The 9780-nt window shown below is 43.1% G+C and carries 11 protein-coding genes and 1 pseudogene; 1 reads left to right on the top strand and 11 read right to left on the bottom strand.

Annotated elements, in window-relative coordinates:
- Both ACWVCM_RS08925 and ACWVCM_RS08920 read right to left on the bottom strand, forming a co-directional pair.
- The coding region (locus tag ACWVCM_RS08925) for a hypothetical protein (RefSeq protein ID WP_455201389.1) at positions 1-232 on the bottom strand (232 nt) is incomplete at its 3' end.
- A gap of 41 nt (positions 233-273) precedes the next feature.
- A complete protein-coding gene (locus ACWVCM_RS08920) occupies positions 274-639 on the bottom strand; it encodes an STAS/SEC14 domain-containing protein (RefSeq protein WP_455201388.1) in 366 nt (121 codons plus the stop codon).
- Between the two features lie 221 nt (positions 640-860).
- On the opposite strand from ACWVCM_RS08920, the gene ACWVCM_RS08915 reads away from it, so the two are divergent.
- Complete coding sequence (locus ACWVCM_RS08915; RefSeq protein WP_455201387.1) at positions 861-1340, top strand: hypothetical protein; 480 nt, start codon at positions 861-863, stop codon at positions 1338-1340.
- A gap of 86 nt (positions 1341-1426) precedes the next feature.
- Here the strand turns inward: ACWVCM_RS08915 and ACWVCM_RS08910 are convergent, their stop codons facing one another.
- The 9 genes and pseudogenes from ACWVCM_RS08910 to ACWVCM_RS08870 all read right to left on the bottom strand — a co-directional run.
- The gene (locus ACWVCM_RS08910) at positions 1427-1861 is read right to left on the bottom strand and encodes a hypothetical protein (protein WP_455201386.1); all 435 of its coding nucleotides are present in this window, start codon (positions 1859-1861) and stop codon (positions 1427-1429) included.
- Positions 1862-1906: 45 nt separating this feature from the next.
- Positions 1907-3481: a methyl-accepting chemotaxis protein gene (locus ACWVCM_RS08905; protein ID WP_455201385.1), complete on the bottom strand. Its 1575-nt coding sequence runs from the start codon at positions 3479-3481 to the stop codon at positions 1907-1909.
- A gap of 313 nt (positions 3482-3794) precedes the next feature.
- Positions 3795-4391 carry a peptide-methionine (S)-S-oxide reductase MsrA gene (gene msrA, locus ACWVCM_RS08900; protein ID WP_455201384.1) on the bottom strand — a complete coding sequence of 199 codons (597 nt, stop codon included), beginning with the start codon at positions 4389-4391 and terminating at the stop codon, positions 3795-3797.
- A gap of 144 nt (positions 4392-4535) precedes the next feature.
- Complete coding sequence (locus ACWVCM_RS08895) at positions 4536-5609, bottom strand: tetratricopeptide repeat protein (RefSeq protein ID WP_455201383.1); 1074 nt, start codon at positions 5607-5609, stop codon at positions 4536-4538.
- 30 nt (positions 5610-5639) lie between these two features.
- Positions 5640-6359 (bottom strand): hypothetical protein, encoded by a 720-nt coding sequence (locus ACWVCM_RS08890; RefSeq protein WP_455201382.1) that lies wholly within the window; start codon positions 6357-6359, stop codon positions 5640-5642.
- Positions 6360-6385: 26 nt separating this feature from the next.
- Positions 6386-7711, bottom strand: coding sequence for a BamA/TamA family outer membrane protein (locus ACWVCM_RS08885; RefSeq protein WP_455201381.1), 1326 nt, complete (start codon positions 7709-7711; stop codon positions 6386-6388).
- 235 nt (positions 7712-7946) lie between these two features.
- Complete coding sequence (locus tag ACWVCM_RS08880) at positions 7947-8360, bottom strand: YkgJ family cysteine cluster protein (RefSeq protein WP_455201380.1); 414 nt, start codon at positions 8358-8360, stop codon at positions 7947-7949.
- Complete coding sequence (locus tag ACWVCM_RS08875) at positions 8338-9333, bottom strand: NAD(P)-dependent alcohol dehydrogenase (RefSeq protein ID WP_455201379.1); 996 nt, start codon at positions 9331-9333, stop codon at positions 8338-8340. Before ACWVCM_RS08875 ends, ACWVCM_RS08880 begins: the two co-directional genes overlap by 23 nt.
- 72 nt (positions 9334-9405) lie before the next feature.
- A pseudogene (locus ACWVCM_RS08870) lies at positions 9406-9780 on the bottom strand (hypothetical protein); the annotation flags it as partial.

Here is a 9780-nt window from a genome sequence, read left to right as displayed (position 1 = left end):
GGCTAAGCGCGTCATCACAGGAACGATAGTCTGGGAGCGTCGAACCGCGCTTCTCAAGAATAGCGCATAGTATCTCTCGAAAGCGGCCGCGCTCATCCGTTACGCCTGCTTGCGTTACAGGTAAAAGAATTAGCGGTGTGGAGTTTTCCGAGTAAGGTAATAGTGGCGTAGTAGCGCAGGCGCTGAGAAAGATGGTCAGCGCAATAAGATGAAAAAAATAAGTTCTATGCATTTTTAATAACTGGACCATAATCGCAGAGAAAAAATCTCAATCTAACTCGACAGCCAGGCTTCCGCTTCTGCTTTTTGGTCACGAGTAAAAGCCCTGATTTCAAGACCCGGGTACAAAACTCCCTCAAGCTCACTGACTTTCTGCAACCAGACTTTGTCAGTCAAAACAGCTGCTCTGTCGAATTTCTTCATAAATCCCAACATCGAAGGCAGACGAGAGAATTCAATTCCAATGGCACTGAGTGACGGTAGATGGAAATCGATAACGTCGTATAGCATTTTGCCATTTTTAATATTTTTCGACTGATTGACGAGTTCGTCCAATGCTAATTTCATCCCATCAGCGTCCAGCTTCCCACTCATCTCAATATCCAGGCGATTCTCACCACTTCGGATGACCTTAAACATAAACACCCCTTATCAATGTGCGATTGTTAACAAGCACCACAAAAGGATTAGCGTTATCTCCATATAGCAAGCCAGCTGATCAAACATTAACAAGGAAAGCGAATCCTTTTGTTCATAACTTGCACGATATACTGGCATTTAAGTTAACATTAAGGGAGCACAAATCCACTCCATGTATGATGAATGCCATTTAGCCGCTAATCATTCAAGGTCCACACGTTATGCCACGTAAAAATATGCTCATGTTGCTTATAGTGTTACTTCAGCTATTTTTAATCATCGGTTGCGACAGCAGCGAAGATGATGACGATGATGGCGATTCCAGAATCAGCCTCCACAATACCAGTATTAGTCACAGAGCGGGACAAACTTGCCTAAACTGCCACAGCGTCGGCAGCTCTAATGAATATCAATTTCGAACAGCTGGTACAGTATACAACTTAACGGAAACCGCCGTTTATCCCAACACCACAATCTACTTATACACCAGCGCCAACGCCGCTGGCAATCTTGTAGCCACTATAGAAGTAGATGCACTCGGTAATTTTTACACCACGCAGAATATTGACTGGGGTAATAATGGTCTGTATCCGGTGGTAGAAAGCAGCCAGGGTATGCGCTTTATGCTTTCGCCAACCAGCGACGGGAATTGTAACGGCTGTCACACTGGCAACAGTCTATCTCGTATATATGTGGATTAAAAAAAAGGGGGTGTGGCTTTTTACTGTTACAAGCCACTGATTAAAACAATTTCAGGACCTCTGCTCCCTGCAATCAGCTCGACAAACTAAAAAGACGCTAAATAATAGTTCCACTTCGATGTTTCGCGTTCTACGCGCCAGCCAGTGAGCATTGAGTATTTCATTTTCAAATAGCGAATATTCTTTCCATCAGGCGGAGTCTCACCTTTATATTTTACTTCCACCCGCGCAACAATTCTTTCTTCTACACCACGCCTGGTTACAGATACAATATCAATATTCTCTTCTTGCAGATCGTTAACCACTTGCTCGAGATATCCGGCATTTTGCCCCGGCGCTTCAACAGCTTTTTCCATATCTGGTAACACAGCACGTACAGATTCTAATTGCAGCCATTTTTTTATTTCATCGACCCCTTCGGTTTGCAGCGCTTCTGTCTGCATATTAAATTTGAAAACAAGAAATCCAGTGACTGCAAGTACAGCCACAATCGCCTTAGCTCCAGTTAATTTTATTTCCACTTTCGAGCTTCCTTCAAATAATGGTCCAGGTTAAATAGCAGGGTATCAACGTGACAGTGAGTTAATCAGTTCCAGCAAACCACGGGCATGGTTGTCGACTTCTCTCGCAATATTTTCCAGTTCAACAGCAGTTTCCACGGACAGCTCATTGATGTCATTAATAACCACCACATTGCTACTGACATTTTTGATGAAATCCAGTTGTTCCAGCGACATCCGGTTAATTTGAGCGTTGTGATGTGCAATGTGATTTATTGCCTCGGATATATTCGATAATGAATCACCCGCCTCTGTAATTTGCTTAACACTAATGTCTGCCAGTGTCCGGCTGTTGCTCATGGTGCTGACCACTTCATGGGTTCTGGCCTGTAACTGCGCGATCATATCTTCAATATGAAGCGTTGACTCCTGGGTGCGCGCGGCCAAAGTACGTACCTCACTTGCCACTACGGCAAACCCCTTACCCCGCTCACCCGCACGCGCCGCTTCAATCGCTGCATTAAGCGCCAGTAAATTGGTTTGCTCAGCAATACCCTTAATGACATCTAGAATCTTGCCTATATTCTCACTGTCGGATTTCAGGCTACTAATTACACCTGTAGACTCATCCACTTGTTGCCACAGATTATCCATTTGCGCTACCGCCTGATCAACGATCGCCTGCCCCTGGTTTGCAGCAGCAGTTACCTGGTCTAGGTTTTGCGTTGAAGATTGAACGTTATTTGACACCTCGGTAGATGTTCCATGCAGCTCATTCACGGCATCAACAAGCTTTGCTGACTCAGCATCCTGGTGCAATACGCCTTTCCTGTTAAGACCAACTGCATTACCAAGATCGTTCGATGATTTTTGCAATTGCCTGGAGCTATCCTGCATTCTTCCTGACACCGCATGGATTTTTTTCTGCAGCATTTTCATCGCGAACATCAGTGATGCACTTTCATCTTTCTCGCCGGTATAAACAAATTGCATCAAGGGATTATTTACAATGCCATGAGCGTATTCCATCGCGTTGCGTATAGTACGAATAGTCCAGAATATAGTGCCACCCGCGAGCGTGAGCGACGCCATCACCGCGATACTCAGCCATAATGGGCTAATATCACTTGTAGCTAAAGCCACAACAACGACGGGTAACAAGCTGATGAGAAATATCAACAACAGGCGGCCAAAGATACCTACAGAAAAACTTTGTGCTGTAACGTTAACTTTTTTGCTGGCAATGCTCTTATATATGCTGTCCGCGCGTTCGATATTTTCACGACTCGCCCTGGTACGAATGGATTGATATTCGGTAATACTGCCATTTCTGATAATAGGTGTAACAATGGCGTCCACCCAATAGTGATCACCGTTTTTGCAGCGATTTTTAACCATGCCCATCCACGGTTTGCTGGATTTAATCGTGGACCACAAATTATCAAATGCTTCACTCGGCATGTCGGGATGCCGGACAATGTTGTGGCTTTTTCCCAATAATTCTTCCTCTGTATAACCACTGTATTTAATAAAATCATCATTCACGTATGTGATCTGACCTTTTGCATCTGTGGTTGACAGAATGATGCAATCGTCGGCGAGGGTAATTTCTTTCTGCGTGACGGGTAAATTAATTTTCATAATGGTCGCTGGAGGAAAATCTGTAAATCAATGCCATTTCATTTGTGGTTAAGTGCTGAAATTTCTTACATTCCAGTTGCTTACCTTATCGGCATAGACTGGTTCGAACTTAATACCTCGACCAGAAAGGGGCAGTTGTTGAGTGAATAAAAATAGTGACGTTACACAGCCTGTAACTTATTGATTAATTAGGTATTACGGCCCGCTTCACCAGGTAAGGACCGGAAAAGTTACATGGCACCGAGCGTGGTTGTTCGCTTGTACCATGTGGTGAATCAGGATCTGCCTGTAGCATAACGCGTTTCAGACAACTTTAATGTGTTGCCTTATCACCCCAGATTTCTTTCAATCGTTGATCCCTGCCACAGTTAAAACGATAGAACTTGTAGCGGATAGGATTATTTTTATAATAATCCTGATGGTAACTTTCATCACCTTGAATGGGATAAAATGTAGCAGCATCCAGAACAGGGGTTACCACCTTCTTACGCGGAAACTGCTCCACCACCTTCTGCCGGGATTTCTCTGCCAGTTTTCTTTCCTCATCATTGGCCACAAAAATCGCGCTCAGATAGCTATGGCCTTTGTCGCAAAACTGACCCCTGTCATCAAATGGATCGACCTGAACCCAGTAATAGTCCAGCAACTGCTGATAACTGATCCTGGCTGGATCATAAGTTACTTCAATAGCCTCGTAGTGACCCGTATGGTTGCCATTGTAGGTGGGATTTTTTAATGTTCCCCCGGTAAAACCAGAGACCACATCTATGACACCTTTATCTTTCAACTTCTCAAAATCGGATTCCATGCACCAGAAACAACCGCCGGCGAATACCGCCTTTTCTGCCATCGCATTTGACATTAGTCCGAACAGACTTACTACCAGGATAAGCATTTGACCAAACTTCATATTACGCCTCTCTTTACATTCAATTAACTCATTATAGGTCGCTTAAGACCCGACATTGTTACAGAAACCAGTAGTTAATATTTTCTGATAATTATTATCTTATCTGTAATGAAAATATAACTGCCAAATCCCTTCCATATAGTCTCACATAAGCCTTTCCAGGTTTTCCCTGGCTGATAAGGTTGTTAGATGGTTTTTCCCCAACTCTGCTTCATAAAGTTTTACAGCACGACGGTAATGTTGTTTCGCTTGATGCTTATTACCTTTGCTTTCCCACGCAGAACCAAGGTGGTTATAGTCTTCCGCTACATTGAGATGCATACGGCCAAAAGTGTCGATATCATTCGCCAAAGCTGACTCAAAATATTCAATTGCTTTCTCCGGCTCGCCTTTACTACTCCATGTTTTTCCAAGCTTAACCAATAGCTGTCGGGTCTCATGCGGTGACTTCTCCTTGTTTTTTCGCAGATTACTGAGCGCTGCCTCATAGAAAACAATTGCCTTACCATATAAAGCAATGCTATCAGCAATTTTTCCAGCATCGATTAAATATTCTGTGTTGAGTGGATCATATCGTACTGCCTGCCGGTAATGTTGATAAGCCTTACGATAATCAATATTTTCTTCCGCAATCTTTCCCTGTTGATAGACAGCTTCAGCGGCACGATCAATCCCTGTGCCTCCTAAAGTCACACGATATTTAGCATCTACCTTAGCCAATAGTCTGTTGGCCAACTCGGTATCGCCGTTAATGAGCGCCAATTGCGCTGAATTATATTCATCGGAAGTGAAATCGTTTCTGAATTTCCTGATAGACTGAAATACTTCCAGCAACAACATAATCTTTTCATCATAATACCGTTGACAGTTATCTATTCTTACCTGCAACAATGTCAATTCTCTTTCAAGGGTTATGCGTTCCACCAAATCCGAACGGTTAAATTCATTCTCTAAAATATTTTTTTGCCTGGCGATTTGAAGTTCATAGGCGTTGATCGGGAACCGATTTTTTATTTCCTGCAATATCTCACTTTCAGATGTATCAACAAATTTGTAACCGCTCTCTTCTTTGATACTTTTCGCGATTTTGTCATCAGCTGTCGTTTCTGATGTAGAAGACTGTAAATGATAGTTCATCGTAAGCCATAACACGGCTAAGACAACTACTGTCGCGACACCAAACCATGTAGTTTTATTGTGTCGATACCTGTTCAACATAGACGTTCCAGTTTGACCTGTCGAAACCTGTTATTTAAACGAAGGTTTTGGCGAGAGTGTCTGAATCGCCTGTTGTTCCAGGGATTCAAACTCTTTTTTGAATCTGGAAACAATCATCATATTATGCTCCAGCGCTGGCGACCTTTCGCGTTGATCAGATAATTTTCCACGCAGATTAGCTATTTCCTGTTTCATCTCTTCAACGTGACCAGCCATCACCAGCTGCTCCTGTTGATCAGTATTTTCGCTATTAATTTCTTTGTATCGAACCAGTGTTTTATCAAGCAATGTCATTATTCTATTATTCAAATCGTAATACTGCTGTACCACCAACGTTGTCTGTGTAGATATTACTGTATCCTTAATCCATTGAAATTCGTCGTAACTCATATTTTTTGAGTGAGCGACCTGCCTTTCAATTTGGTCGAAATAGCGATTATTGGAACTGATGGGTGAGATTTCCGGGATTTCTTCCGACGTCGTCTTTTTAGCCAGCTTTTGCGCATTCACTTGACGGAGAATTTTCTGACGAATAACAATATAGTCTGCCACCTGTTCTTCACTTAGCTTACCATCTACGGGACTTTGGAAGCTTGAATCATAAAAGGTAATCGCATCTTTACCCGTTTTGATATCTTTATCACAACCATATAAAACCACGGTCATAATGACGGCGACAATCATTCCAGGCTGAGATGAAAGCACCTTGTGAGAAAAAATGAATACCGTTGATAGCTGAGTTGAGAGCATGTTTATCTGATTTCGATCAGGTTTAATTAAAAGAACTGTTGCACGCCAAAAGATATTCGACTGGTCGCTGGATGACTAGTAGCTAAAGCGATATCCAGTCGCGCCGTTAATCGGTAAATTTTGGTCGAACCAATTCGCAAGCCTACACCGACACTGGAAAAAACGTCATCCGTATTACTTTCAACGGGGCTAGTAGCGTCAATCAGCTGTGCCGCATCAGCAAATACATTACCCTGCAGGTAAAACAATCTCGACTCATAGAATAACTCGCGATATTCCAGGTTCGTTTGCCAATACTGCTTACCCCGTAGCTGGCCATCGAAATAGCCTCGTACATTTTCAAATCCACCAACGTAATATAAATACTGTAGCTCATTGCTATTGGTTTTCGACCATCTAAACTGTAATCCGAGGTTCGCGCTCTCACCCACCCGCCAGAAAAATTTATTATTCCAGAATATTCTGTAGGCCTCATTATCAGAACCCAGGGCCGGAATAGAGTAGTCGAGATTTAGCGCAGACAACTTACCCTCAATCAGGTAATTGTCATAATTCAGTCGTCCCAAATTTATGTAACCCTTTGCCCATACTATACTGGTGTCTGTTTGACTGGCTAATGCATCGGAAACACCATCGCTGAGCTGATCCGCCATAGCCCCATCTCGCAAGCGATTGTCATCAAACTCAAGGCCGGCACCCAACGTAAATCCAGCAAACCATTCTTTATCCAGAAAAATATTTAATTTTCGCTGATATAAAACAAAATTCCCCTGACTGGTACCATCCGGCTCATAAAGATCCCGTGGGCGATTCACAGACCACAGGTCCGTACCAAAACGAATGCGTTGATTCAGAAACCTCGGATTTCGAAACCAGACTACCCCGCCATGCTCGCCATTCCAGGATTCATATTGCGCACCTGCCTCCAGGTACTTCCCCTGGATATTCACGTCATAAACACCTGCCACCAAATAAGTTGTTCCACCCCCTTTGGTGATTTTGAGTATGGGAATGGTGGTGAAAGATTCAGAGATCTCCAGGTGAATATGAACTTGTCCAAACTCATCGAGATAGTAAGTATCATTAACCTCATGAAACAACCGAAGATTTTTCAGGCGTTGCAGGCTTTCCGTCAATTCTGATTGCTGGAGAACTTCTCCATCCTGTATAAGCAATTCTCGAACAACAACGGATTTTCGCGTGCGCTGCAAACCCTGAATAGCAATACTGGCTACCGTCTTTCCCAGGGCCTCAATTCGTGGGATTTGTTCAAACTGCGCAAAGGCATGAACCGGACATACTAGAGCGAATAAAATGAATCTCCTGAACCGGAGTTTTCCAAAAACCACCATATCTGTAAAACCAATTGAACGTGACCCTATGGATAACTATATTCAAGAAGTATCACAGAAATATCCCAAAGCCCAAAAAACCCAGCAGATACTTATATACTGTCCCCTTTGGCCAGGCAATCATCTCATTTCCACACCCACCAGCTGCTTATTTGACAGTTTTTCCTGCTTCAATGAGAGCCATGTCGCAAAACGCAGACAATAACGAAGTGTTGTGGATAACGGTGTTTAGCCCCTACTTTAGCGCGGGTCGACTATCCGCCATAATATTATCGAGTTTTTTCTGGGCCAGCTTCGGATTAGCCAGGTCCTGTGCTTCCAGCATCTCGCATTCATCCCTTAGCATTTCTTCGATAGTCGTAGGGTAGTATTTGCAATCATCGGGGCGGGCTTCATAGATTTCGCACATATACCTGTTTTGACCGGGTAGTTTCCTCAGCCAGGGACATAACTCCAGAGGCTTACCCGTGTCGGGACTTGTCCAGATTTTTCCATCACGAACGAAGCGATATATGTCAGGTCGAAAAATTCTCCACGAATCGATTTCGCTTGCCGATGCCGATAAGCCGCCAGCACCATACTTTATGCAACATTTCCCACACTGATTACAATCTTTCATGGTATTGTTACGTTCCAGTCTTATTGTCATTATGTGTAACCGATATTACAACATTTCCTGTTTTATGACCTTTTTCCACATACCGAAATGCCTCAACTATTTGCTCAAGTGGAAATTCTCTATCGATCACGGCCGTGAATTTACCCTGCTCGATAAGACTTTTGACCAAATGTAAACTTCCTCTAATATCCCTGGGAACTGGAGACACCGTTTTTGTATAGCCCAGCATCGGTTTTATAAATGGCGTTACCAGAGGTAAGAAGATATTTTGAGCCATATAACCCAAATCCGACGATATATAGACTCCTCCCGGCAGCAGTAAACGCCTGCACTTAAAAAACGAACTTTTACCAACGGTATCAAATACAAAGTCATATTCTTGTTTGTCTTTCGTAAAATCCTCATTTGTATAATCGATGACTCTATCTGCCCCGAGTGACTCTACTAACTTAATATTCTTCGTCGCGCACACCGCCGTAACATGAACACCAAAATATTTTAAAAGCTGAACTGCAGCCGAACCAATAGCGCCGGTTGCGCCGTTCACGAGAACATTCTGTCCCTCCTTGATATCAACCTTATTAATAAAATTATACGCATAGTGTGCGCCTTCAGAACTGGCTGCCGCCTGTTCGTACGACAGGCTGTCCGGCATTGTTACAACTTTATCGTCTGTTATTGTCAGGTATTGCGCGTGAGATTGAGCGCCCCGATCATCAAAACCAAATACTTTATCCCCCATTCTAAGCGATGAGATATTTTTACCACACGCTTCTATTTCGCCAGCGAATTCCGTTCCAGAAACCTGTTTACCTGGCCACATTAATCCTGTCCACAATCTTGCAAAAAATGGTTTGGCCCTAATCGTTGCGCAATCGGTTCGATTAACGGTAGTCGCATGAACTTTTATCAGTACTTCAGAATCCCTGGGGACTGGTTTTCTTACTTCTTTAATTTGAAGAACATCTGGCGGGCCGTAATTTGTGTATACACACGCTTTCATAGATTATTCTGACAGATTGCATTGATGAGGCCTTTTAAGGAAGCCTGAAAACCCGACGAATATACCAGGGGCTTACACTGGACCGACCTCACTTTGCTTGCTTGCCAACAGAGATGCGCTAACACTGGTTGTCATATTCATAACTTTCAAATTGCGCTCAAGATTGTCCATGGTTGCACGCCCTATATATTCACTATCTTCATCCAGAGCATCAACTGCCTCTAGATAACTGCGTGCAATGACGGGCCCCAAAGGTTTTGGGTTATAAAGCAGCTTCTTAATAATAAATGGATTCAGTGTTAATGGATTATAACTTCTACTAAGATACCCCTGATCCATCAACAAGCGTTCCATTGGGGTGCCGGGTTGTATACCGATAAAGAAAATAAAAGGTAGTACATTGTCACGACCAAACATACTGTATAACTCTTTAATGCGATCAATGGT

Source organism: Kaarinaea lacus, assembly GCF_975902315.1.
The sequence above is the reverse complement of the archived record's forward strand: the minus strand, read 5'-3'. Positions and strand labels throughout refer to the sequence as shown.